Source organism: Limosilactobacillus pontis (assembly GCF_002940945.1).
GTDB lineage: Bacteria > Bacillota > Bacilli > Lactobacillales > Lactobacillaceae > Limosilactobacillus > Limosilactobacillus pontis_A.
The window spans coordinates 1-608 of sequence record NZ_PNFV01000023.1 but is presented as its reverse complement, the minus strand read 5'-3'; the positions used below and the strand labels follow the sequence as shown (position 1 = coordinate 608).

Below are 608 nucleotides of genomic sequence, written 5' to 3'. Positions count from 1 at the left end.
TTTACGTTCATCATGGTAAGTAGCTTTAGGAAGTTCAATTTCCTTGAGAATATCGCCGATCTTATAGCGACGTTTCTTTGGCAATGATGACTGATCTTCCCTGATCTGATCCACTATTTGGGTTTTCTGTTTGGCTTTGAGGGTCCGAACAGGGTCAGCGATTTTTTTAAGATATCACGCTCCAGTTTTGTGTCATAGAGTTCTTGGTCTTTCTTAGCAAGTTCTTCTTTTAAACGTTCTACTTCAGTCTTATTAGCGAGGTGACGAAGCTGTTTCTTAGTGTGTTTCACCTTTGATAACCTACCCTTCGGATGAGGTTTTAAGGCTTTAATACCGTCTCGTTTGAACTTTGAACGCCAAATTGAGATCTGTGCTGTTTTCACATCAAACCGAACCGCTACTTCAGCCATAGATTCCTCATGAGTTTGGTAGTAGTCTATCACATTTAGCTTAAAGTCTGCGGTAAATGTCCGCTTATGACGACGTGGCTTCAGTGAATTGGGTCCTTCCATTCGATATCTTTGAATCCATTTGGCAATAAGCCGCGGTCCAATATCGTATCTTTTACCAAGGTCATAAATACTCTGAGAAGTAGAAAGATATTCATG

General features: G+C 40.5%; 1 protein-coding gene. It reads right to left on the bottom strand.

Annotation, left to right across the window (positions count from 1 at the left end; translation table 11 throughout):
- Positions 1 to 113: 113 nt before the first annotated feature.
- Positions 114 to 608: helix-turn-helix domain-containing protein (locus tag CK797_RS09025; RefSeq protein WP_104689397.1), on the bottom strand; the 495-nt coding region annotated here is incomplete at its 5' end.